The organism is Bradyrhizobium sp. JHI2711 (assembly GCF_056156565.1).
In genome coordinates this window covers 857420-880668 of record NZ_JBPZPT010000001.1, presented here as the reverse complement: position 1 = coordinate 880668, position 23249 = coordinate 857420, and the positions used below count along the sequence as shown (strand labels likewise).

Here is a 23249-nt window from a genome sequence, read left to right as displayed (position 1 = left end):
GGGCCAGATGCCGAACCGTGTCTACCTCGACTGGAATGCGACCACGCCGCTGCGCCACGAGGCGCGGGCGGCGATGGTCGCGGCCTTCGACCTGGTCGGCAATCCATCCTCGGTCCATGCCGAGGGGCGGGAGTCGCGGCGGCTGGTCGAAGAAGCCCGCGCGACACTCGCCGCCGCGGTCGGAGCGCAGCCGCGCAACATCGTCTTCACCTCCGCCGGAACCGAGGCCAATGCGCTGGCGCTCTCGCCGGGTTTGCGGGGCCCGTCCGGCGGACCCGTCGAGCGGCTGCTGGTCTCGGCGGTTGAGCACGCCTCGGTGCTGGCCGGCGGCCGGTTCCCGGCGGACAAGATCGGGCTGATCCAGGTCACGCGCTCCGGCGTGGTCGACCTCGATCATTTGAAGGCGCTGCTGAAGGGCGGCCCGCCAGCCCTGGTCTCGATCATGGCCGCCAACAACGAGACCGGCGCCCTTCAGCCCGTCACGGAGGCTGCAACCATCGTCCACGAGGCCGGCGGCCTGCTGCATGTCGACGCGATCCAGGCGCTTGGCAAAATACCGTTCGATATCAATTCAGTAGGCGCCGACCTTGCGACCTTTTCTGCGCACAAGATCGGCGGCCCCAAGGGGGTCGGCGCCCTGGCGATGGCGAATGGGATAAGCGGCCTTGAGCCGGTGCTGCGGGGCGGCGGACAGGAGTTCAGCCGCCGGGCCGGAACCGAGAACACTGCCGGGATCGCCGCCTTTGGCGCGGCGGTGAAGGCTGCGCTTCAGGCTCTGCCGGAAGATGTGAAGCGTATGGCAAGTCTCAGAGATCGCTTGGAAAATGGCGTCCGCGACGTTCCCGGCACGACAGTCTTTGCGAAAGACGTGGCACGGTTGCCGAATACCGTCCTTTTCACCGCACCAGGCCTCAAGGCCGAAACCGCCGTGATCGGCTTCGATCTGGAGGGCGTCGCGGTGTCTTCCGGCTCCGCCTGTTCCTCCGGTAAGGTCCAGCCGTCTCACGTCCTGTCGGCGATGGGCTATGATCCCGTAGTGGCCCAAGGAGCGGTGCGTCTCAGTCTGGGCTGGTCCACGGAACCGGCGGACATCAATAGGGCGTTAGAGGCTTGGCGAAAGCTTGGTAATACCCTACTTAAGGGTTGAGCGATGAAACACGGCTTGAACGGTTCTAAGCCCGTGCTTTCCGCAGAGAAATATCGTAATACTCGTCCGAGTTTGATCCACCGCGGTCCTTGAAACCGCGAGCGGAGGATGGAATGCCAGCCGTACAAGAGACGGTCGAGCGCGTGAAGCGCATCGACGTCGACCAGTATCGTTATGGGTTTGAGACCCTGATCGAGTCCGAGAAGGCCCCCAAGGGGCTGTCGGAAGAGATCGTCAAATACATCTCGCAGAAGAAGAACGAACCCGACTGGATGCTCCAGTGGCGGCTCGAAGCCTATCGGCGCTGGCTGACCATGCAGGAGCCGACCTGGGCCCGCGTCGACTATCCCAAGATCGACTTCCAGGACCTCTATTACTACGCGGCGCCGAAGCCGAAGAAGACGGTCTCCTCGCTGGATGAGATCGATCCGGAGATCCTGAAGACCTACGAGAAGCTCGGCATCCCCTTGCGGGAAGTCGCCATGCTCGAAGGCGTCGAGCCCAAGCCCGGCGAGGAAGATCCGGCCCGCCGCAAGATCGCGGTCGATGCTGTCTTCGATTCGGTCTCGGTTGCGACCACGTTCAAGGCTGAGCTGAAGAAGGCCGGCGTGATCTTCATGCCGATCTCGGAAGCCATACGAGAGCACCCCGAGCTGGTGCAGAAATATCTGGGCTCGGTGGTTCCGACCTCGGACAATTTCTATGCGACGCTGAACTCGGCGGTGTTCTCCGACGGCTCGTTTGTCTACGTGCCGCCGGGCGTGCGCTGCCCGATGGAGCTGTCGACCTATTTCCGCATCAATGAGCGCAACACCGGCCAGTTCGAGCGCACGCTGATCATCGCCGACAAGGGCTCCTACGTTTCCTATCTCGAAGGCTGCACCGCGCCGCAGCGCGACGAGAACCAGCTGCATGCCGCCGTGGTCGAGCTCGTCGCCCTCGACGATGCCGAGATCAAGTACTCGACGGTGCAGAACTGGTATCCCGGCAATTCCGAAGGCAAGGGCGGCATCTACAATTTCGTCACCAAGCGTGGCGACTGCCGTGGCGCCAACTCGAAGATCTCCTGGACCCAGGTCGAGACCGGCTCGGCCATCACCTGGAAATATCCGAGCTGCATTCTGCGCGGCGACAATTCCCGTGGCGAGTTCTACTCGATCGCGATCTCGAATGGCTATCAGCAGGTCGATAGCGGCACCAAGATGATCCATCTCGGCAAGAACACGTCGAGCCGGATCATCTCCAAGGGCATCGCCGCCGGCAAGTCGCAGAACACCTATCGCGGTCTCGTCACCGCGCACCGGAAAGCGACCGGCGCGCGCAACTTCACCGCCTGCGACTCGCTGCTGATCGGTGACAAATGCGGCGCGCACACGGTGCCATACATCGAGGCCAAGAACTCCTCGGCGACTTTCGAGCACGAGGCGACGACCTCGAAGATCTCCGAGGACGTGCTGTTCTACTGCATCCAGCGCGGGCTCAGCCAGGAAGAAGCGGTCGGCCTCGTCGTCAACGGCTTCGTCAAGGACGTGCTGCAGCAGCTGCCGATGGAGTTCGCGGTGGAAGCGCAGAAGCTGATCTCGATCTCGCTCGAAGGGTCGGTCGGCTAGCTCGGACCTCGTCCTGAAGAGGCCGCGCAAGCGGCCGCCTCGAAGGATGGATACCGGAAAGATTGCTGGCCTCAATCCTTCGAGACGCGCCCGCGGCGCTCCCTGGGATGAGGGGATAGATGGAAAAACATTATGGCTTTGCTTGAAGTGAAAGACCTCAAGGTTCGTGTCGAGGAGCGTGAGATCCTCCACGGGCTGACGCTGACCGTGAACGAGGGCGAGGTGCACGCGATCATGGGGCCGAACGGCTCCGGCAAGTCGACGCTCTCGCACGTCATCGCCGGCAAGCCCGGCTACGAGGTCACCGACGGCCAGATCCTGTTCAGGGGCGAGGACCTGCTGGAGATGGATCCCGACGAGCGCGCCGCCAAGGGCGTGTTCCTGGCGTTCCAATATCCGGTCGAGATCCCCGGCGTCACCACCATGAATTTCCTGCGCACGGCGCTGAACGCGCAGCGCAAGGCGCGCGGCGAGAGCGAGCTGATGGTGCCGGACTTCCTGAAGAAGGTCCGCGAAGTCTCGAAGTCGCTGAACATCCCGCAGGACATGCTCAAGCGCGGCGTCAATGTCGGCTTCTCCGGCGGTGAGAAGAAGCGCAACGAGGTGCTGCAGATGGCGCTGTTCGAGCCGAGCCTGTGCATCCTCGACGAGATGGATTCCGGCCTCGACATCGACGCGCTGCGGATCGCGGCCGACGGCGTCAACGCACTGCGCTCGCCGGGACGCGCGATGGTCGTCATCACCCACTATCAGCGGCTGCTGAACTACATCGTGCCCGACGTCGTGCACGTGATGTCCAGGGGGCGTGTCGTGAAGAGCGGCGGCAAGGAGCTGGCGCTGGAGCTGGAAGCCTCCGGCTATGCCCAATTCGAGGATGCCGCGTAAGGAATTTCTAAGATGAACGTTGCTGTGGCAAAGACCGGGAGCGGCCGCGCGGTGAGCGATCTCTTCGCCAGCGCCGAAGGCCGCCTGCCGGGTTCGCCTGACGTGATCGCGGCGCGCCGCGAGGCGTTCGAGACCTATGAGCGTCTCGGTCTGCCGCACCGCCGGATCGAGGAATGGAAATACACCGATCTGCGCGCGCTGGTCGGCGAGGTGCTGCCGCTGGCGGCCGTGCCCGATGCGACCGCGCTGAAGCGCGCCGCGGACGCGGTCAAGGCGCATGCCATCGCGGGCGCCCGCAAGCTGGTCCTGGTCGACGGCGTGTTCGCGGCTGAGCTTTCAGACGTGAAGGCGCTTGCGTCCGAGGTCGGCTTCAAGACTCTGCGCGAGACGCTGGATAAGGATGCCGGTCTCCTCAAGACCGCGTCCACCGATGCCGTGATCGCGGTCAACGCGGCGCTGGCGACCGACGGCGTGGTGCTGTCGATCGCGGATGGAACGCAGCTCTCTGCGCCGATCCAGATCATCCATGTTGCGACCGCCGCATCTGCCTCGGCTTTCACCCGCTCGCAGGTGGCGATCGGGAAGGGCGCCCGCGCCACCATCATCGAGAGCTTCGTCTCCGCCGGCGCTGCGGCCTACCAGGTCAACGACGCCGTTATCATCTCGGTCGGCGACGACGCCGACGTCGCGCATATCCGCCTGATGGACGATGCCGCCGATGCGGTGAACATCACCTCGCAGTTCGTTACCGTCGGCGCCAACACCAAGCTGAACGTCTTCAACATGACCAGCGGCGCTGCGGTCAGCCGCTTGCAGGGCTTCATTACGCTGGCGGGCGAGGGCAGCGAGCTCTCGGTCAACGGCGTCAACCTCCTGAAGAAGACCGAGCACGGCGACACCACGCTGGTGGTCGACCATGCCGTGCCGAACTGCGTCAGCCGCGAGATCTTCCGTGCGGTGATCGACGACCGCGCCCATTCGGTGTTCCAGGGCCGCATCATCGTCCGTCCCGACGCGCAGAAGACCGACGGCAAGATGATGACGCGCGCGCTGCTGCTCTCGGACGAGGCCGAGGCCGACAACAAGCCCGAACTCGAGATTTTTGCCGACGACGTCTCCTGCGGCCACGGCGCCACCGCCGGCGCGCTCGACGACAGTCTGCTGTTCTACCTGAAGGCCCGTGGCCTGCCGGAGAAGCAGGCCCAGGCGCTGCTGATCCAGGCCTTTGTCGGCGAGGCGATCGAGCAGATCGCCGATGATACTTTGCGCGAGCACGTGATCGGCATCGCCGAGCGCTGGCTGGAGCGGCGGTCATGAGCACGCATCCGGCGGTCAAGAACGGCGCCTATGACGTTACGCGCGTGCGCCAGGATTTTCCGGCGCTCGCCATGCAGGTCTACGGCAAGCCGCTCGTCTATCTCGACAACGCCGCCTCGGCGCAGAAGCCGAGTGCTGTGCTCGACCGCATGACGCAGGCCTATACATCCGAATACGCCAACGTGCATCGCGGCCTGCACTACCTCGCCAATGCCGCGACCGAAGCCTATGAGGGCGGCCGCACCAAGGTGGCGCAGTTCATCAACGCTGCGCGCACCGAGGAAGTCATCTTCACCCGCAACGCGACCGAGGCGATCAACCTGGTCGCGTCTTCGTGGGGCGCCCCGAATATCGGGGAAGGCGACGAGATCGTCATCTCCATCATGGAGCACCATTCCAACATCGTGCCCTGGCATTTCCTGAGGGAACGCCAGGGTGCCGTGATCAAATGGGCACCGGTCGACGATGAGGGTAATTTCCTCATCGACGAATTCGAGAAGCTGCTGACATCGAAGACCAAGCTGGTCGCGATCACGCAGATGTCGAACGCGCTCGGCACCATCGTGCCGGTCAAGGACGTCGTCAGGATCGCCCATGCCCGCGGCATTCCGGTGCTGGTCGACGGCAGCCAGGGCGCGGTGCATCTGCCGGTCGACGTCCAGGATATCGGCTGCGACTTCTACGTCTTCACCGGTCACAAGGTCTATGGTCCGACCGGCATCGGCGTGCTCTGGGCCAAGTACGACCATCTCGTCGCGATGCGCCCCTTCAACGGCGGCGGCGAGATGATCCGCGAGGTCTCGCGCGACGTCGTCACCTATGGCGATCCCCCGCACAAGTTCGAGGCGGGCACGCCGGCGATCGTCGAGGCCGTCGGCCTTGGCGCCGCCATCGACTACGTCAACTCGATCGGCAAGGAGCGCATCGCCGCCTACGAGGCCGACCTCACCGCCTACGCCCAGGAGCGCCTGCGCGAGATCAACTCGCTGCGGCTGATCGGCACGGCGCGGGGAAAGGGCCCCGTGATCTCCTTCGAGCTCAAGGGCGCGCACGCCCACGATGTCGCCACCGTGATCGACCGCCAGGGCATCGCGGTGCGCGCCGGCACCCATTGCGTCATGCCGCTTTTAGAGCGGTTCAACGTGACGGCGACATGCCGGGCCTCGTTCGGCATGTATAATACGCGGGAAGAAGTCGATCATCTGGCACAGGCGCTGCTGAAGGCGCGGGATTTGTTTGCATGAGTGACACGGCCGAAATCAAAGCCAATCCGATGGAGACCCATTCGGCATTGCCGCCGGAGGAGACCGAGCGGCTGACCCGCGAGATCATCGCCGGGCTCAAGACCGTGTTCGACCCGGAAATCCCCGCCGACATCTACGAGCTCGGCCTGATCTACAAGGTTGAGATCAAGGACGACCGTTCCGTGGACGTGCAGATGACGCTGACGACGCCGAACTGTCCGGCCGCCGGCGAGCTGCCGACCATGGTCGAGAACGCGGTGGCGAGCGTGCCCGGCGTCGGCGTGGTCGACGTCAAGGTCGTCTGGGAGCCGCCGTGGTCGCCGGAACGCATGAGCGACGAGGCCCGCCTCGTGCTGAACATGTGGTGACGCCCTCGGGCCGCATTGAATTCGCTCCGCAACGGACCACATAGACAACATGACCCAGATTTCGTCAGGCTCGACACCAGCATCCACTCCGAAGCCGCGGCGCCCGCGCCCGCAGGTGATGCGGCTGACGGATGCCGCTGCCCAGCGCATCACCGAGCTGACCCAACGCGCGGACTCGGAGATCGTGGGCTTGCGCGTCGGCGTGAAGAACGGCGGCTGCGCCGGCCAGTCCTACACGGTCGAATACGCCCACGACATCCGCCCGACCGACGAGGTCGTCGAGGACAAGGGCGTCAAGATCCTGGTCGATCCCAAGGCCGTGCTGTTCCTGCTCGGCACCGAGATGGACTACAAGGCCGACAAGATGCAGGCCCAGTTCGTCTTCAACAATCCCAACCAGGTCTCCGCCTGCGGTTGCGGCGAATCGGTCGAGTTGCGGCCGGCAAAGATCGACGGGTAGACTTTCCAGCGTCACTGCGAGGAGCCCGCGACAAAATTGCGAGCAATTTTGCGCTGGCGACAAAACAATCCAACCTGCCTCCGCGGCGGAAGTCTGGATTGCTTCGCTTCGCTCGCAATGACGGAAATGCTATGAAGGCTCACTTGCTTGCGCAGGGAAGCCTCCGATGGACCGCGAATTCCTGATCGACCTGTTCGCTGATTTCGGCCCGGTCACCATCCGGAAAATGTTCTCCGGCTACGGCATCTCCGCCGACGGCGTCAATTTCGCGCTGTCGCTGCGCGCCGGCCTGTTCTTTCGCGCCGACGAGACGACCATTCCCGACTTCGAGGCCGAAGGCTCGAAGCCGTTCCAGTATTCGACCCGCGCCAAGACCGTGGTTGTGAATTCCTACTGGGAGCTGCCGGCGCGCCTGTTCGACGATTCCCAGGAGCTTGCGCAATGGGCGAGGGCGGCGCTCACTGCCGCCCAGCGCGCCAAGGTGAAGAAGCGACCGAAGGCGAAGAAGGCGGCGGCGAAGAAGAAGGTTGCGCCGAAGAAGGGTGTGGCGAAGAAGGTTGCCGGGAAGGCGATGCGTAGGGTGGGTTAGCGCAGCGTAGCCCACCACTTCATACACCTTGATAGACAAGAGGTGGGTTACGCTGCGCTAACCCACCCTACAGATGCGAGGATGAACGTCACGCCACCCGGCTGTGGCTCTCGATCGCGAATTCCGGATCGGCTTCGCAGATCACGCGGTTGCGGCCGTTGCGCTTGGCGGCGTAGAGGCAGGCGTCGGCACGCTCGATCAGCGCGTCGGTGTCGTCGCCCTCCCTGAGCATGGAGACGCCGACGGAGATGGTGACGCGGCCGAGGATCTCGCCGGTCGATTTCTTCTTCAATTCCTTCGCCATCACGGCGCGGCGAATGTGGTCGGCCACCGTCAGTGCCTGGCGCATCGCGGTGTTGGGGAGAACGACCGCGAATTCCTCGCCGCCGTAGCGCGCCGTGATGTCCTGGCCCTTGATGGTCTGCTTCAGCGAAAGGCCGACGAGCCGCAGCACCTGGTCGCCGGTGAGATGGCCGTAGGAATCGTTGAACGACTTGAAGTGATCGATGTCGAACAGCAGCAGCGACAGCGGCTCGCCCGAGACGAGCGCGCTCTGCACTGCCATGCCGATCATGCGGTCGAAATATTTGCGATTTCCCAGGCCCGTGAGCGGATCGGTCAGGCTTTCGGCGCGGATCGCCTCCAGGCTCTGCTGGAGATTGCTGATCTCGTTCTTCGACAGCGTCAGCCGGTCTTCGAGCGCCTTGTTGGTCTCGCGCATCTCGCTGGTGGAGCGCAGCAGCGCCTCGACGATCGCCTTGACCTGGTCGCGGTTCTCGGCCGACGACAGTTTCTCGGTCGCATCCGACAGACTGGTATCGTAGGCCCCGGTCATGCCGAGCGCCTCGCCCAACACCTTCACGACGTCGTCGATCTCGCCGACGACGCGCGCGCCGACCTTGTCGATGCGGTCGGTGGTCTTGATGTGGGAGAGATAGGTCTCGTAGATCTGCTCGAGATCGGCCTCGGTCAGCTTGCCGCTGCGCGCCAGCGTCTCATTGATGATCTTGTTGAGCGGTGCGTTGTAGCCGGTGGCGTAGACGTACCAGATCTCGTAATTGCGGGGAATGGCCGTCTGTCGAAGCGATCGGATCTGACCGAGCGCCACCTCGGCGAACGCCAGGGTGCGTTCGTGTTCGTCGAGTACCTTGATCACTGAACATCCCCACAGCGGCCGACGCGCCATCGACCGCAGCAATCCTTAAATTATGTTCGTAGGCTAACGGACGATCGTGAACGCCCCGTAAATATACGTTCGCGGGGCATCCAAAAAATTGTAGATCGAGGATCTTCAACCGAAATCTGGCGCGCCAGCGCGCTTCAGGCGCCGGCGGGGGAGCGCACCGGCCGCAGAAGAAACGCCGGCAGATGCGAGTGATCGCCCGGCTCGCTGTCGATCTCGCGCTGGCGGCGCGGCTCGGGACGGCCGATCGAGGGCACATGCGACGAATTCGCTTGCGGGCGCACACCATTGCGCGGCTCGGATGATTGCCTGGCTTCGCGCGGAGGCCGTGCCTCGCGTGCCGGCCTCGCCTCGGGAGCCGCCCGTGCCTCGCCACGCGCCTCGCGCGGCTCGTGGCTGCGCTCGCGGTCATGACCGCGCCGCTCGCCGCGCTGCGGCTTGCCGCGTCCGCCGCGTGAACGCTCGCGGCCGCGCTGCTCGCGCGGACGCTCGCCTTGTTCGCCCGCTTCGGCGTGGACGTCATAGTCGCCTTCGGCGCGCGGAATGCTCTGGCCGATCAGCTTCTCGATCGCGGCCATCGACTTCTGGTCGAGCGGTGTCACGATCGAGATCGCGGTGCCGGTTCGGCCGGCGCGGCCGGTGCGGCCGATGCGGTGGACGTAATCGTCGGCGTGGTGGGGAACGTCGAAATTGAAGACGTGGCTGACCTCGGGAATGTCGAGGCCGCGGGCGGCGACGTCGGAGGCGACGAGGAGGGGCAGCTCACCCTTGCGGAACTGGTCGAGCGCGGCCATGCGGGCCGGCTGGTCCATGTCGCCGTGCAGGGCACCGACGCTGAAGCCGTGCTTCTGCAGCGATTTGTGAACGATCGCGACCTCGCGCTTGCGATTGCAGAAGATGATCGCGTTCTTGAGGTCCTTGGCCTCGCGTAGCAAACGGCGGAGCAATTCGCGCTTCTCGTGCGCCTCGCGGCCGGCGGGCACCTGGGCTTGCGTAACGGTGACGGCGGTCGTGGCGGGCTTGGAGACCTCGACCTTCTGCGGATTGTGCAGGAAGGCTTCGGTGATGCGCCGGATTTCCGGCGGCATGGTCGCGGTGAAGAACAGGGTCTGCCGCGTGAAGGGAACGAGCTTGCAGATGCGCTCGATGTCGGGGATGAAGCCCATGTCCAGCATGCGGTCGGCTTCGTCGATGACGAGCAGTTCAACGCCGGTGAGCAACAGGCCGCCGCGCTCGGTATGGTCGAGCAGCCGGCCGGGGGTGGCGATCAGCACGTCGACGCCGCGCATCAGCTTGGCATCCTGGTCGCCGAAGGAGACGCCGCCGATCAGGAGGGCGACGTTGAGCTTCTGGCCGGCGCCGTAGCGGTCGAAGTTTTCCTTCACCTGGGCCGCCAGCTCGCGGGTTGGCTCGAGGATCAGCGTGCGCGGCATGCGCGCCCGGGCGCGGCCCTTTTCGAGGATGGTGAGCATCGGCAGCACGAAGGCCGCGGTCTTGCCGGTGCCGGTCTGGGCGATGCCGAGCACGTCCTTGCGTGCGAGGACGTGGGGGATCGCCTGTTCCTGAATGGGGGTGGGGGTGGTGTAACCGGTGGCCGCCACTGCGGCGAGGACTTTTTCGGACAGTCCGAGATCTGAAAAGGACATTGAGCCTCTGGTCGAAACCGCCGTTCGGAATCGAGGGTAATAAGGCTGTCGCGTTCCACCCCGAAACGGCGCGCTCTCGAAGAAGCTGGGGGTGCTGACTCACGCGGACAAAGCGCAAGGCTCAGGAATCGCTCTTCGATCTGAGCCGCGTCGACCCGGAACATAGGCGGGAATTGGCCAAAGTCAATGGAGCGGGCGCGGGAAGAGCCTAAAAAGCCTGAGGTTTTTGCCCAAATCACGGGCGCGGCTGGGGTTTTCCCCCGAGCCCCCTCCGCCTGGCCGCAACCGCCAAGACAGCAGCTAACGGCCGTCCGTGCCTTTGGCCCGGAAATCACCTGGGGCCATGCCATAGGCGGCGTTGAACACCCGGTAATAGGTCGCCAGGCTCTCGAAGCCGCACGACGACGCGATGTCGGCGATCAGCCGTTCCGGCGCCTCGCGCAGCAGGCGGCGGCTCTGTTTCAGGCGCTCGTCGGTCACCGTCTGGGAAAAGCTCTTCTCTGCCATCTCGAACAGCATGTGCAGGTGACGAACGGAGACGCCGAGCAGGTCGGCCACCATGGCCGGCGCAAGATTGGGGTCCTGAAGGTGGCGCGCGATCAGCCGCTGGGACTGCGAGAGGCGGGCGGTCCGCAGTGCCTCCTGTCCCCGCCGGCTGCCGGGCCGCACGACGCCGCGCTCGATCAGCGCCAGATGGGCCAAAGCCTGGACCAAGGACGCCTGGACGGCAGAGGCCGTATCGTCCGTGGCGATTTCGTTGAGATCGGCAAAGCAGGCCGCGAGCAGGGGCGCCAGGGCCGGATCGTTGAAGGTCCGGGGCGCTAGATCGCGCATGCGCTTGTCCTGCACCGGGATGTGGCTCACGGGGATCTTGAGGATCCGCAGGTGGAAGCCCCCGGTGCCCAGCGGGGCGGTGCGGTACGGCAGGTCGGTATGGCTGGTGGCGAAGCTGCCATTGGCAATGGCAAAGTCGCTTGCGCGCATGCCGCCGAACCAGCCGCCGCTGCCGAGCTGTTGGTAGACGCAGATCGCCTCACCCGGGGCATAGGCGATGTCCGACGTGCTGCGCTCGACCGCGTAGGGCGAGGCCTTCAGCTCGACGAGGCCGGCGCCGCCCAGCTTACGCAGCGAGAATTCGCCGAAGAAGTCCGCGCGCCGCTCGCGCGCGAGCTCGGCGGTGACACCGAACAACCCCTTGGCGCGCACCTCGCGCCAATAGTCGAAGCGATCCTTCGGGTCGACCTCGTCCGTACACCAGTGCAACACGGCAGCCCCTCGCTTCCGGCGAAATTGTCCAAAAGGAAACAGATTCCAGCGGAATCGGCCATAGTCGGATCGTACAATCGGAGCCCCGGGGTCCTTGAACCGTCGTCAGGTCTGGGCCGACTATCACACAGCGGCAGGGGGTCCCATGAACTGCCGTTCGAAGATCGGCGGCAGGGCCGGTTCTGCAACGGGAAATTTGCGATGACGCGTCGGCTTTTCAGAATTCTGGCGGCCCTTGGCCTCGCGGCGGGCCTGAGCGGTTTCGCAGCGCCCGCCTGTGCCGAGAAGCGCGTTGCGCTCGTCGTCGGCAACAACGACTACAAGAACGTGCCAAAGCTGCTCAAGGCGGTCAACGACGCCCGCACCATGGGCGACACCTTGAGGCAGCTCGGCTTCTCGGTGATGGTCGCCGAGAACCAGAGCCGTCAGCAATTCTCCGAGACGCTGCTCGCTTTCGACAAGGCGATCGAGCCCGGCGACACCGCGTTCTTCTTCTATGCCGGTCACGGCTTCGAGATCGCGGGCCAGAACTATCTGCTGCCGACCGACGTGCCGGCGGCGACCGAAGGGCAGGAGGAACTGGTGCGCGACGCCTCGATCCTGGCCGACCGCATCGTCGAGCGGCTGCAGAACAAGAAGGCGCGGACCTCGATCCTGGTGTTCGACGCCTGCCGCAACAATCCTTTCGAGCGCAAGGGCACCCGAGCGGTTGCCGGCGCCGGCGGGCTCGCGCCGATGACCCAGTTGCCGGAGGGCGTGTTCTCGGTGTTCTCCGCGGGTCCCCGCCAGACCGCGCTCGATCGGCTCTCCAATGACGACGCCAATCCAAACTCAGTGTTTACGCGCACCTTCGCCAAGGAGCTGCTCAAGCCCGGCGAGAATCTGGTGCAGGTGGCGCAGCGTACCCGCCGTGCCGTCAGCGAGCTCGCCGACACCGTGAAGCACAGGCAGGTGCCGGTCTATTTCGACCAGATGGTCGACGATGTCTTCCTCAGCGGCCTCGCCAAGGACACCGCCGCGCGTTCGGACGATCCGCCGCCCACGAAGCTTGCGGCGCTACCGCCGGTGTCGGTGCCGCAGATGCCCAAGGAGGAGACCCTCAACGCGCCGATCGCGAGCTTCTCGCGTCACAATGGCGGCTGGAGCGTGACCTTCTCTTTCGCTGATCCGACGCTCGGCATTTCCTGGCGCATTGCAGGCACGGGCGATTTCCGCGAGACCGGGTTCATCGACACGCTCGATCCGCGCACCCGCAAGCGGATGCCGAACCCGTCGATCGAGCTGCCGCCGGATGCGCAGGCTGGCACGATCGAGGTCCGTTATGTCGATCAGTCCGGCGACATGCAGGGCCCGTTCCCGATCAGGTTCGATCCCGAGGCCGCGCTGATCCGCGACCAGCGCAAGATCCTCGACATGACCTCGACGAGCTGGCTGTCGTTCCGCGAGTTCAACGGGCTGCTCGTCTACTACACCCATCTCGTCTCCTACCGCTGCGCCATCCGCGAGGTGCGCATCGGCGTCGACAGCGCCGTGCCCAACCAGGTGCTGAAGATGCCCCCCTGCGACATGCGCGACCCCAGCGCGGTCAGCGCCGGCATGCCGCTCTACATGAAGCTCGCGCCAAGCACGAAATCAGTCTCGGTGGAGCTGACCTATCGCGACGGCAGCGTGTCGGAGATCAAGAGCTTCAGGAGCGCGAACCGGAGTAATAATTGACGTCCTGTTCGATTGTGACGGGATGATCTTGCGCAGCGGCCGAACTTAAATCGGACAAGCCAAGGTGAAAGTGCTAGAGCCGGGAATGACAAAATTCCTTATTGTCGCGCTCCTGACGACGCTTCCGGTTCTGGCTCAAACGAATCCAGTTCCCACAGCCCCACCTCTCACCGATCGCGAACGCGTCCAGGCGGACCGCGCGAAGGCTGCCGAGGATGAGAAGGGGGCTCCGGCCACGCGACCATGGGATCGCGACGCCGATGGCAAACGGCCGTGGGACCGCAAGTCGCCAAAGTCCTGAGACGCGAAGCTCGCTTCCCCCGCGGAAGGAACAACTCCTGCCGGGCTGGATTGTCTGCCAAACCAGGGAGACGATCCATGATCCGTAAATCCATCCTCGTCACGATCGCTTGTGCTGCGCTTTCGACGGCCGCCCTTGCTCAAGGAGGCGGTGGTGGCGGAGGCGGTGGTGGTGGCGCAGGTGCGGGTGCCGGTGCCGCGGCAGGCACGGGGACCGGCGGAGCCAGCGGCGGATCTGCGGCCTCATCGGGTGCCGGAATGGGGACGTCACCTAGCAGTGCCAATTCCGGGCCGTCGGCTCCCTCCGGCATGGGAACGCAGGGCACCACCACAGGCGCCAACATCAACACCAATAACAGCCCGACCAATCCCAACGTTCAAGCGCCGACTGCCGCCGGCAAGTCGCCCACGGCAGCTCAGGCCGAGCGAAACATGGGTGCGGGGCGTGCTCCGAATGGGGTGCCGATCGGCAGTCCGGGGTCCGGGACCAGCAACGAGGATCAGAAATAAACGAACGCGATTGTCACGGAAGGCCCGCACGAAGCGGGCCTTCCATTTGGCGCCGGTCTGCTGCTCCCAACCGGCATTGATCCACCTGCGCGCTGCATAATTAGGACTGTCTTTGACCTGAATCGCGCTAGTATCGGCGGACATCGCTTCATCGATACTCACCTCGCGGTTCGCGTCTGCAGTGACACCCAACCCACAATCTGACAGGACCATGAAAGTCCGCTGCTGCATCGTCGGCGGGGGACCTGCCGGCATGATGCTCGGTTACCTTCTGGGACGCGCCGGCATCGACGTCGTGGTGCTGGAGAAGCATGCGGATTTCTTCCGCGACTTCCGCGGCGATACCGTGCATCCGTCGACGCTTGAAGTGATGGATGAGCTCGGCCTGATCGACGGCTTCCTGAAGCTGCCGCACCAGCGCCTGCAAAAGATGGACGGCCTGTTCGGCGGCACGCCTGTGCGCATTGCCGATCTCAGCCGGCTCCACACCAAATACCCCTTCATCGCCTTCATGCCGCAATGGGACTTCTTGAATTTTCTGCGCGAGGCGGGCAGGCGCTTTGCCTCGCTCGAGGTGATGATGAGCACGGAGGCGATCGATCTGATCCGCCGCGGCGAGACGATCGCCGGCGTGCGGGCGAAGACGCCTGAGGGCATCATCGACATCGAGGCCGATCTCACCATCGCCTGCGACGGCCGGCATTCGACGGTGCGCGAGCGCGCCGGCCTTAGCGTCGAGGAGATCGGCGCGCCGATGGACGTGCTGTGGTTTCGCGCCGGCCGCAAACCCGACGAAACCGAGAACGTGTTCGCGCGGGTCGAACCCGGCAAGATGATGATCACCTTCGACCGCGGCGAATATTGGCAGTGCGCCTATGTCATCGCCAAGGGACAGTACGATGCGGTGAAGGCGAGGGGACTTTCGGCGCTGCTCGACGACGTCGTGCGCATGGCGCCGATCCTCCGCTCCGGCATCGCCGAGGTGAAGAGCTTCGACGACGTCAAGCTGCTCACCGTGGCGATCAACCGTCTGACGCGCTGGACGCAGCCAGGCCTGTTGTGCATCGGCGATGCCGCCCATGCGATGTCGCCAATCGGCGGCGTCGGCGTCAATCTCGCCGTGCAGGATGCGGTTGCGACCGCGAACCTCCTGGCGGACAAGCTGCAGCATGGCTGCCCGTCCGAGCACGAGCTCGATGCCATCAGGCGCCGTCGCGCGTTCCCGGTGAAGATGACGCAAGCTATGCAGGTGGTCGTGCAGAACAACATCATCAGTGGCGCCTTGCAGGGCGGCGACCGGCCGCTGAAGGTGCCGCTGGTCGTGCGCCTCATCACCGCGCTGCCATGGCTCCAGGGCATTCCAGCGCGCCTGCTTGCGCTCGGCGTGCGGCCCGAGCACGTGCATTTGCGCGCCGCGCCGCAATCCTAGCGGAGGACTTCGGTAGGGATAACGCGGCGTGAATTCGCGCGCGATGCGTTGCACGCTTGCAACATCGCCATCGGATTCACGGCGCGATGCGGGCCCAACCGCCACGTTAACCGTGTTGATTTCAATTTTAGTAAGAGCCGTCTGTGACCGTGCGTCCATCAAGGACACGGGGTGTACCATGCGTAATAAGTTGATTGCCGCCTTTGCCTGCACGACGGCTCTGGTTTCGACCGGCGCGGCCTCCGCCGCCGATCTCGGTGCGCGCTACACGAAGGCGCCCGCCTATGTCGAGCCGCTGTTCAACTGGACCGGCTTCTATGTCGGCGGCCACATCGGTGGCGCATGGACCAACCAGCAGTTCATCAACAACGGCACCGGCGCGGCGTTCGGCGATCTGCTGCCGGGAGAGGGCTATCGCCAGCGCAACGCGGGCGTCATGGGCGGCGCGCAGATCGGCTACAATTGGCAGGCCAACAATTACGTGTTCGGCGTGGAAGGCACGATTTCGGGTCTCGACAACAAGGGCTCGTTCACGAACACCGTGTTTGGCGCCGCGGATGACGTGTTCTCCTGGCGTACCAACGTGCTCGCGACCGTGGTCGGGCGCGCCGGCTTCGCCGTGCAGAACAACCTCTTCTACATCAAGGGCGGCTATGCCGGCGCGAACAACCGCCTCTCGGTCACCGACACCGTCGGTGTGGCGACGGGCTCGGGCGGACAAACCCATTGGGCCAACGGCTGGACCGTCGGCGCCGGCTGGGAATACGGCGTCACCCGCAACTGGATCGTCGGCCTCGAATACAATTACGCGGCCTTCACCAGCCAGACCTATCAGCTCGGCGGCACCTCCGGAAACTACACCTTCGATGCCAAGCCGCGCGACATCCAATGGGCCGTGGTGCGCGCGAGCTACAAGTTCGACGCACCCACCATCGCCCGCTACTGAGCACGTCGACGCAACGCGACCAACGATCAAGAAAAGCACTGCTCAATTCAAAAGCCCCGGCGTCGTCCGGGGCTTCTTTTTTGCGTTGTTGGATGGCGGGCAGGCCGGCTTCAGGCCATCACCGAGAATCCGCCGTCGACCGGGATCGCCGTACCCGTGACGAAATTCGACGCGGGCGACGCCAGGAACACGGCGATGCCGGCGAAGTCGTCGATGTCGCCCCAGCGCCCCGCAGGCGTGCGCGCCAGCACGCGCTCGTGCAGCCCCGAGACCTGCTGTCGCGCGCCGCGGGTGAGATCGGTGTCGATCCAGCCCGGCAGGATGGCGTTGACCTGGATGTTGTCCGGCGCCCAGGCATTGGCGCAGGCGCGCGTATACTGCACGATGCCGCCCTTGCTGGCCGCATAGGCGGTCGCGAAGCTCGCGCCGAAGATCGACATCATCGAGCCGATGTTGATCACCTTGCCGTTGCCGGACGCCTTCAGCGCCGGATAGGCCAGCTTCGAGCACACGAAGGCGCTGGTGAGGTTGGTGTCGATCACCTTGTTCCACTCGTCGAGCTCGAGCTCGTGCGGCGGCTTGCGGATGCTCATGCCGGCATTGTTGACGAGGATGTCGATGCGGCCGAACTCGCTGACGACACGGTCGATCATGGCTGCGACTGCCGCCTGGTCAGTCACGTCGGTGGCGACGGCGATCGCCTTCACGGCGCGCTGCCTGAGATCGGCCACGGCGGCGGCGGACTTGCTCTCGTTGCGTCCGACCACGGCGATGTCGGCGCCGGCATCGGCGAGGCCGCGCGCCATGCCGAGCCCGATGCCGCCATTGCCTCCCGTGACGATCGCGACCTTGCCGCGGAGATCGAACCGGCTGGATGTCATGCTTGGATTCCCTGAGTTCTTCTATTGGTTGCTCTGCCAGATCAGCACCAGCCCGAACCCGGCCATGGCTGCGCCATAGCCGGCCCAGTGCAGCTGGTTGACCATGAAGCTCGATCGCGGCCACGGAACCGTGCCCGTGCCCTGTCCGATCCAGAGCAGCCCGAGAGCGGTTGCAAACAGGCCTGCCACCAGCAGAAATCTGCGCATGCCTTCCTCCCATCGGTCCGCTTCTGTCGCCCTCCACGGCATCAACGACTGCCGCAGCCACGAAAACTTGCCGACAGACTAGCCGTAGCTCTGGTACGGACACAATGGGCCGTGGCCGCAAGGACGCTAGCTAGGCCCAAAACGAAAAAGCCCCGGCGATGCCGGGGCTTTGACGCTTGATCGTGAGATCAGATCAGTACTTCGCGACGACCGGACCGGTCCAGTTGAAGCGGTAGACCAGCGAGGTCGAGATCGTCTGGTTCCAGCTGTTGGCGCGGACGCTGTTGATGGTCGGGAGGTCGCCGATATCGGTGCGGATAGCCTCAGTCTTGGCATTGTAGAAGGCCGAACGGTACTCGGTCTTCATGAACCAGCCGGGCGAGGTGATGCCGAAGATGTTCAGGCTGTTCTCGACGCCGCCGCCGATGAACCAGCCGTGACGATCGTAGCCATTGAGGTGAACACCGGCCGGGGTACCGCCGAGCGTCGTGAAGTTGGTGCGGCCGAAGTGAGCGCCGGAGTAACCGCCGTTGACGTAGGAGAGAACGTTCGGAGCGACCAGCCAGCCGAGGCGCACGCCCGCGGCCCAAGAGGTCTCCAGCTTCTGGTTACCAGTGATGTCGAAGATCGGATCCTGGATGGTGGAGCGGATGCTGCCGAACTGAGCGTCGCCAAACACACCGGCGACCCAGGTGCCGCTGAACTGCCAGTCGTAACCAGCGCCGACCGTACCAAACCAACCGGAACCGCCCTGACGCTGGGTGATGGTCAGCGGGGTACCCGTGGCGGTGTCGACAATCTGCTGGTCAGCATTGGAGAGGCCGCCGCCGCCGCCGCCGAAGACGTAGAAGCCGGTCCAGTTGGCGACGGGCGCCGGCATCGGGGCCTTCGCGTAGGGACGGGCGCCCAAGTCGGCAGCCGAGGCCGTGCCGGTCATCGCCGCAACCGCGGTCAGAGCGAGCAATGTCTTCTTCATTTTAAATCCCCAAACCTTGTCGGCGCGAGCGCACTGAAGTCCGTGTCATCTGATGACCGGACTATAGACGGTTCTTGCCGAAATGCTGTTGCCGGACAGGCACAGTCGCCGGAAAACGCCGGTGTGGGGGTATTTTGCGGCGGCCTCGCCCAGATCTAGAAAAATTGTTATGTTTCAAGGCCTTGACCGAATTCTGGCGACTCGATTTTGAGTAAGGTTTCGTTAGCAAATTCGGTTTTGTCCGAGACGGAGGCAATCCTGCTCCCGGCCGCAGCATCCGCTGAGTCGCTGGCCGAGTCGCCGCGAGACGAATCCGGAAAGCAACGAAGATCCCGGCAGCACACAAGGCAAACTGGTCCGAAACGGCGGCCGCTGCCCCAAAGACACAGCCCCGGCTTTGGGCCGGGGCTGCGTTGGCGTGCAGCCGGTTTGGTTGCCGCCTCAAACGTCCAGCAGCTCGTCGCTGGCAAACTCGGCCTTGTCCGAGATGAAGGCAAAGCGCGCCTCGGCCTTGGTGCCCATCAGCCGCTCGACCGAATCCGCCGTGGTGTCGCGGTCGTCGGCCAGCAGCACCACCTTGAGCAGCGTCCGCCTGGCCGGGTCCATGGTGGTCTCCTTGAGCTGCGCCGGCATCATCTCGCCGAGCCCTTTGAAGCGGTTCACCTCGACCTTGGCGTTGGCGTTGAACGCGCTCTTGAGCAGCGCCTCCTTGTGCGCGTCGTCGCGGGCGTAGACCGACTTGGAGCCGTGGGTCAGCTTGTAGAGCGGCGGCACCGCGAGGAAGAGATGTCCCTCGTCGATCAGCCGCGGCATCTGGCGATAGAAGAAGGTGATCAGGAGCGAGGCGATGTGGGCGCCGTCGACGTCGGCGTCGGTCATGATGATGATGCGCTGATAGCGCAGATCCTCCTCGCGATATTGCGCGAGCGTGCCGCAGCCGATCGCCTGCACGAGGTCGGAGAGCTGCGCATTCGCCGTCAGCTTGTCCTTGCCGGCGGAGGCGACGTTGAGGATCTTGCCGCGCAGCGGCAGCACGGCCTGGGTCTTGCGGTCGCGCGCCTGCTTGGCGCTGCCGCCGGCCGAGTCGCCCTCGACGATGAACAGCTCCGAGCCCTCGGTGCCGGCATCGGTGCAGTCGGCGAGCTTGCCGGGCAGGCGCAGCTTCTTGCCGGCGGTCTTGCGCGCGGTCTCCTTCTCCTGCCGCCGCCGCAGCCGCTCCTCGGCGCGGTCGATGACGAAGTCGAGCAGCCGGTTGGCCATGTTCGGATTGCCCGACAGCCAATGGTCGAACGGGTCCTTCATCGCCTGCTCGACGATGCGCTGCGCTTCGGCGGTGGCGAGGCGATCCTTGGTCTGGCCCTGGAATTCGGGCTCGCGCACGAAGACCGAAAGCATCACGGCGGCGCCCACCATCACGTCTTCCGAGGTGACGGAGGCGGCGCGCTTGCCCTGGCCGACGCGCTCGGCGTGATCCTTCAAGCCGCGCAGCAGCGCGCTGCGCAGGCCGGATTCGTGGGTGCCGCCGTCGGGCGTCGGCACGGTGTTGGTATAGGAGGAAAGGAAGCCGTCGGCATCCGCGGTCCAGGCCACCGCCCATTCGCAGGCGCCGTGCGCGCCGTTGCGTCCCGACTTGCCGGAGAAGATGTCCGGATGCACCAGCGTGTCGGCGTGGATCGCGGCAGCGAGATAGTCCTTGAGGCCGCCCGGGAAGTGGAACGTCGCTTCCGCCGGCACGTCCTCTACGCCTTTGAGCAGCTCGGGCGCGCAGTTCCAGCGGATTTCGACGCCGCCGAACAGGTAGGCCTTCGAGCGCGTCATCTTGAACAGGCGCTGCGGCTTGAACGCGGCCTTCTGCCCGAAGATGTCGGTGTCGGGCTTGAAGCGCACGCGCGTGCCGCGGCGGTTGTTGACCTTGCCGAGGTCCTCGAGCTTGCCCTTGGGATGGCCGCGCTCGAAGGTCATGCGGTAGAGCTTCTGGCTGCGCGCAACCTCGACCTCGAGACGCGAGGAGAGGGCGTTCACCACGGAGATGCCGACGCCGTGCAGACCGCCCGAGGTCTCGTAGACCTTGCTGTCGAACTTGCCGCCCGAATGCAGCGTGCACATGATGACTTCGAGCGCCGACTTCTTCGGGAATTTCGGATGCGGATCGATGGGGATGCCGCGGCCGTTGTCGGTGACGGTCAGGAAACCGTCCGCACTCAGCTCGACTCCGATGAAGGTCGCATGCCCGGCCAACGCCTCGTCCATCGAATTGTCGATGACTTCGGCGAACAGATGATGCAGCGCCTTCTCGTCGGTGCCGCCGATATACATGCCGGGCCGGCGCCGCACCGGTTCCAGCCCCTCGAGCACCTCGATGTCAGCTGCCGTGTAATCGGCTTCCCCGCCACTGCGCGGCGCCGCCTTGACGGCTGTGCGGGGCTTCGGCTCGTCACCGCCGAAGAAATCGTCTTTTGCTTTTGGCTTCAACTGCTTGGACATATATCTTGATGGGTTTTGAGGGCCGCAGAAGCGGCGAATCGGTTAAGCCGACTATGCCACTTCTGACTTGGAAACGTTACCGTAGGGCGGACTGGGCGCTGTGGGTTGGGAGCGAATCCGGGCGATTTTACGCCGCAGCCTCGCCATTTCCCGGCAATTTGACGTGCCGGCTTGGTGATGTCTGGGTTTTGTGACTTGATGTCACACAAGTCCTTGGCTTACCAGTCCTTTTCATCGAGCAGCACCTTGAGACGGGGCGGGAAGGCTATTTTGGATGGAGCAGTTTGCGCACGCCCTCACTGACTTCGTGCGCGTTCACCAGGCTTGGGCAGCGCCAATCGTGTTCGTGCTGGCCTTCGGAGAGTCGCTCGCCTTCATCTCGCTGCTGGTCCCGGCCTGGGGCGCGCTGGTGGCAATCGGTGCGCTGATCGGGGTCAGCGGCATCAACTTTTTTCCGGTCTGGATTGCCGGCGCCCTCGGCGCGGCGCTGGGTGACTGGGTCTCCTACTGGTTCGGCTATCGCTACAAGGAGAAGGTCGCCGAGATGTGGCCGCTCTCGCGCTATCCGGGACTGCTCCCCAGAGGCGAGGCTTTCGTGCGCAGCTGGGGCGTCCCCAGCATCTTCATCGGGCGCTTCTTCGGACCCCTGCGCGCCTCGGTGCCGCTCGCGGCCGGCATCTTCGAGATGCCCTATTGGACCTTCCAGGCTGCAAACTTCGTCTCGGCCCTGATCTGGTCGGCCGTGCTCCTGCTGTTCGGCGACGTGCTCGCCAAGATCATGGAGTGGATCTGGCGGGTGATCTGACCGGGCAACGGGGCCGCCCGGTCAGGGCGTCAGGCCAAGCCTTCTAAGCAAGCCTACAGCGATGCGTTCCAGATCGCGGGGATCCAGCGATATCCGGAGCCGTCCTTCTCGACCCGGACGAGACCGGGGAAGGCGGCGTGGAAGGCCTGGATCGGCATCTTCTCGGCAATCGCCATGTCGTAGAGCTTGCGGCGCGTCTGCTGGGCCAGCGGCTTGTCGACGTCGGATGCGATGTTCCATTCGGGATGCTTCACGAACAGGAACGCTGCGCCCGCGGTGATATCCACCTGCACCAGCACCTTCTCGGCGCCGGAGGCGACGATGAAGGAATTGTGGCCTGGCGTGTGGCCGGGGCTCGCCACCGAGGTGATACCGGGCGCGACCTCCTTGCCGGCCTCATATTGTGTGACCTTGCGGCCCAGGGCATCGAACACGCGGCGAATGTTCTTGAAATTGTTCTCGAGGATCGGATTGCCCATCCCCTTGCTCATCTCGCCGTCATCCATCCAGAACTTCCATTCCACCGCCGGAACCATGATCTCGGCATTGGGGAAGGCGGGCTTGTTCTCGGCCGCCAGCAGGCCGTTGATGTGGTCGCCATGGAAATGGGAGATGATGACGGTATCGACCGCCGCGCGGTCGATGCCGGCGGCGGCGAGATTGTTCTGGAATTGGCCGACCTTGCCCTTCGACTGCGTGAACTGGTCGGGACCGAGCCCGGTATCGATGACGACGAGCTTCGGTCCGGTGTTGACCACGACCGGGTTGAAGGTGTGGGTGACCTTGTCGGCCGGCAGGTGGTGCTCGGCGAACACTTTGTTGATGTCATCCTTGCTGGCGCCGGCGGCGTAATTGTCGGTCAGATTGACGGTCGCAACGCCATCGCAGACCACCGTGACCTGGTGGGTGCCGACATTGTAGCGATAGAAGCTCGCATTCTGCTTCTCGGCCAGCGGCGCGGCGGCGCCCGCGGGCGAAATCTTCACGAAAGGCAGGAGCGCCGATGCGGCGGCGCCGGCTAGCGTTGCGCGACGAGTAATCTCGGTCATGGTGATGTCCTGAGGCTGGGTGCGAACGGCTCGGGGCCGGCGAAGAGGTTGTGTCCCGCCGGTCGTTCTCGAAAACCCCTACTTCTAGTGGAAATTCCACGGCGGGCCGATGACATCTGTGCGCGTCCTGCCGTCGCGCGTGCGGCATCGTGCCGTCCCACTGAACCGATTTGCTCTTGACCATGGAACCAGCTGCCATTATAGCCGCGCGCCATGATCAACGCCGCGACC

At 64.6% G+C, this 23249-nt stretch carries 21 protein-coding genes; 13 read left to right on the top strand and 8 right to left on the bottom strand.

Translation table 11 applies throughout. The annotated features are described in order from the left end of the window. Positions 1 to 7 precede the first annotated feature (7 nt). From ACTEK7_RS04230 to ACTEK7_RS04195, 8 genes are all read left to right on the top strand, one after another. Positions 8 to 1147, top strand: a complete 1140-nt coding sequence (locus ACTEK7_RS04230; RefSeq protein ID WP_225146746.1) for a cysteine desulfurase family protein — start codon at positions 8 to 10, stop codon at positions 1145 to 1147. A gap of 113 nt (positions 1148 to 1260) precedes the next feature. Then, on the top strand, positions 1261 to 2757 hold the full coding sequence (gene sufB / locus ACTEK7_RS04225) for a Fe-S cluster assembly protein SufB (protein ID WP_036022921.1): 1497 nt from the start codon (positions 1261 to 1263) through the stop codon (positions 2755 to 2757). 132 nt (positions 2758 to 2889) lie between these two features. Then, complete coding sequence (gene sufC / locus ACTEK7_RS04220; protein ID WP_035999976.1) at positions 2890 to 3642, top strand: Fe-S cluster assembly ATPase SufC; 753 nt, start codon at positions 2890 to 2892, stop codon at positions 3640 to 3642. A gap of 12 nt (positions 3643 to 3654) precedes the next feature. Then, on the top strand, positions 3655 to 4959 hold the full coding sequence (sufD, locus tag ACTEK7_RS04215; protein ID WP_225146747.1) for a Fe-S cluster assembly protein SufD: 1305 nt from the start codon (positions 3655 to 3657) through the stop codon (positions 4957 to 4959). Next, positions 4956 to 6203, top strand: a complete 1248-nt coding sequence (locus ACTEK7_RS04210) for a cysteine desulfurase (RefSeq protein WP_036022923.1) — start codon at positions 4956 to 4958, stop codon at positions 6201 to 6203. The genes sufD and ACTEK7_RS04210 overlap by 4 nt, the downstream gene beginning before the upstream one ends. After that, positions 6200 to 6571 carry an SUF system Fe-S cluster assembly protein gene (locus ACTEK7_RS04205; RefSeq protein ID WP_018641712.1) on the top strand — a complete coding sequence of 124 codons (372 nt, stop codon included), beginning with the start codon at positions 6200 to 6202 and terminating at the stop codon, positions 6569 to 6571. Before ACTEK7_RS04210 ends, ACTEK7_RS04205 begins: the two co-directional genes overlap by 4 nt. Positions 6572 to 6620: 49 nt before the next feature. Beyond that, positions 6621 to 7031 carry a HesB/IscA family protein gene (locus tag ACTEK7_RS04200; RefSeq protein WP_074447904.1) on the top strand — a complete coding sequence of 137 codons (411 nt, stop codon included), beginning with the start codon at positions 6621 to 6623 and terminating at the stop codon, positions 7029 to 7031. Between the two features lie 166 nt (positions 7032 to 7197). After that, positions 7198 to 7620, top strand: a complete 423-nt coding sequence (locus ACTEK7_RS04195) for a TfoX/Sxy family protein (RefSeq protein WP_057029081.1) — start codon at positions 7198 to 7200, stop codon at positions 7618 to 7620. Positions 7621 to 7708: 88 nt separating this feature from the next. On the opposite strand, the gene ACTEK7_RS04190 is transcribed toward ACTEK7_RS04195, so the two are convergent. The 3 genes from ACTEK7_RS04190 to ACTEK7_RS04180 form a co-directional block, all read right to left on the bottom strand. Then, positions 7709 to 8776: a GGDEF domain-containing protein gene (locus ACTEK7_RS04190; protein ID WP_036033560.1), complete on the bottom strand. Its 1068-nt coding sequence runs from the start codon at positions 8774 to 8776 to the stop codon at positions 7709 to 7711. A 164-nt stretch (positions 8777 to 8940) separates the two neighbouring features. Continuing rightward, a complete protein-coding gene (locus tag ACTEK7_RS04185; RefSeq protein WP_035999958.1) occupies positions 8941 to 10449 on the bottom strand; it encodes a DEAD/DEAH box helicase in 1509 nt (502 codons plus the stop codon). A gap of 300 nt (positions 10450 to 10749) precedes the next feature. Beyond that, positions 10750 to 11715 carry a helix-turn-helix domain-containing protein gene (locus tag ACTEK7_RS04180; protein WP_225146748.1) on the bottom strand — a complete coding sequence of 322 codons (966 nt, stop codon included), beginning with the start codon at positions 11713 to 11715 and terminating at the stop codon, positions 10750 to 10752. A 201-nt stretch (positions 11716 to 11916) separates the two neighbouring features. On the opposite strand from ACTEK7_RS04180, the gene ACTEK7_RS04175 reads away from it, so the two are divergent. The 4 genes from ACTEK7_RS04175 (at position 11917) to ACTEK7_RS04160 (ending at position 16616) form a co-directional block, all read left to right on the top strand. Next, positions 11917 to 13431, top strand: a complete 1515-nt coding sequence (locus ACTEK7_RS04175; RefSeq protein WP_225146749.1) for a caspase family protein — start codon at positions 11917 to 11919, stop codon at positions 13429 to 13431. A gap of 378 nt (positions 13432 to 13809) precedes the next feature. Then, the gene (locus ACTEK7_RS04170; protein ID WP_225136016.1) at positions 13810 to 14241 is read left to right on the top strand and encodes a hypothetical protein; all 432 of its coding nucleotides are present in this window, start codon (positions 13810 to 13812) and stop codon (positions 14239 to 14241) included. A 211-nt stretch (positions 14242 to 14452) separates the two neighbouring features. After that, the gene (locus ACTEK7_RS04165; RefSeq protein ID WP_225136018.1) at positions 14453 to 15670 is read left to right on the top strand and encodes an FAD-dependent oxidoreductase; all 1218 of its coding nucleotides are present in this window, start codon (positions 14453 to 14455) and stop codon (positions 15668 to 15670) included. 178 nt (positions 15671 to 15848) lie between these two features. Continuing rightward, positions 15849 to 16616, top strand: a complete 768-nt coding sequence (locus tag ACTEK7_RS04160; protein ID WP_036022935.1) for an outer membrane protein — start codon at positions 15849 to 15851, stop codon at positions 16614 to 16616. Positions 16617 to 16726: 110 nt separating this feature from the next. On the opposite strand, the gene ACTEK7_RS04155 is transcribed toward ACTEK7_RS04160, so the two are convergent. The 4 genes from ACTEK7_RS04155 to parE form a co-directional block, all read right to left on the bottom strand. Then, the gene (locus ACTEK7_RS04155; RefSeq protein ID WP_225146750.1) at positions 16727 to 17497 is read right to left on the bottom strand and encodes an SDR family NAD(P)-dependent oxidoreductase; all 771 of its coding nucleotides are present in this window, start codon (positions 17495 to 17497) and stop codon (positions 16727 to 16729) included. A 21-nt stretch (positions 17498 to 17518) separates the two neighbouring features. Continuing rightward, positions 17519 to 17704, bottom strand: coding sequence for a hypothetical protein (locus ACTEK7_RS04150; RefSeq protein ID WP_036000069.1), 186 nt, complete (start codon positions 17702 to 17704; stop codon positions 17519 to 17521). A gap of 193 nt (positions 17705 to 17897) precedes the next feature. Beyond that, a complete protein-coding gene (locus tag ACTEK7_RS04145) occupies positions 17898 to 18680 on the bottom strand; it encodes an outer membrane protein (RefSeq protein WP_057029089.1) in 783 nt (260 codons plus the stop codon). A 441-nt stretch (positions 18681 to 19121) separates the two neighbouring features. Continuing rightward, the gene (gene parE / locus ACTEK7_RS04140) at positions 19122 to 21164 is read right to left on the bottom strand and encodes a DNA topoisomerase IV subunit B (RefSeq protein ID WP_035999934.1); all 2043 of its coding nucleotides are present in this window, start codon (positions 21162 to 21164) and stop codon (positions 19122 to 19124) included. A 274-nt stretch (positions 21165 to 21438) separates the two neighbouring features. On the opposite strand from parE, the gene ACTEK7_RS04135 reads away from it, so the two are divergent. Next, on the top strand, positions 21439 to 21969 hold the full coding sequence (locus ACTEK7_RS04135; protein ID WP_035999932.1) for a DedA family protein: 531 nt from the start codon (positions 21439 to 21441) through the stop codon (positions 21967 to 21969). A 53-nt stretch (positions 21970 to 22022) separates the two neighbouring features. Here ACTEK7_RS04135 and ACTEK7_RS04130 read toward each other — a convergent pair whose 3' ends face one another. Next, entirely contained in the window at positions 22023 to 23018 is a 996-nt protein-coding gene (locus tag ACTEK7_RS04130) for an MBL fold metallo-hydrolase (protein ID WP_035999929.1), read from the bottom strand. Between the last annotated feature and the right edge of the window lie 231 nt (positions 23019 to 23249).